The sequence below is a fragment of the Vibrio sp. Vb1980 genome (genome assembly GCF_033338615.1).
In the GTDB taxonomy this organism is placed as follows: Bacteria; Pseudomonadota; Gammaproteobacteria; order Enterobacterales; family Vibrionaceae; genus Vibrio; species Vibrio alginolyticus.
On sequence record NZ_JAWOSZ010000104.1, the window covers coordinates 1 to 627 of the forward strand.

General features: G+C 49.9%; 1 protein-coding gene. It reads right to left on the reverse strand.

Translation table 11 applies throughout. The annotated features are described in order from the left end of the window. On the reverse strand, window positions 1–624 hold a 624-nt coding region (locus R7F64_RS23990), incomplete at its 3' end, for an MFS transporter (protein WP_318072166.1). Window positions 625–627 lie beyond the last annotated feature (3 nt).

The window sequence follows — 627 nt, forward strand, 5'->3', positions numbered from 1 at the left end:
GAGCAAATCACGATACTGCACCAACATTTTGGCTGGAGAGGGAATTGCGGAGCGTCGTGTGATGGTCTCTTTGAATCGAAACGCAATGATGATCCAAGCGAGCGACACGTAACCCAACAATGAAATGAACACCATACTCCAGCCAAAGTGGAAGTTAATGAACCCACCAATCACAGGAGCAATCAACGGCGTGATGGACGCTGCCATAGCAATGTAAGACATCGCGACGGGAAGCTCATTCCCACTAAACTGGTCACGAGTAGAAGCTCGAGCCAACACCGCGCAGCAACCCGTCCCCAAGCCTTGCAAAAAGCGGCCTAAGACCATGCCAGTAAACGTATGGCTCCAGAAAATGATCATCAGCAAGCCGGACATTGCGATCAGCAAACCAGCGAGTAGCACTTTCTTGCGCCCTAATGCGTCGGACATAGGGCCATAGATGAACTGGGAAGGGCCAAATCCAAGTAGATAAATACTCACGAGGAGCTGCGCTTGATCGAGTGAAACCGAGAAGTCTTTGGCGATCCAAGGTAGAGAAGGCATCACTAAACCCATGCTCAGTTGGCCAACACTGATGATCAAACATGCCAATAGAATCGTGCGGAAATTGATGGGACGGTTCATGAT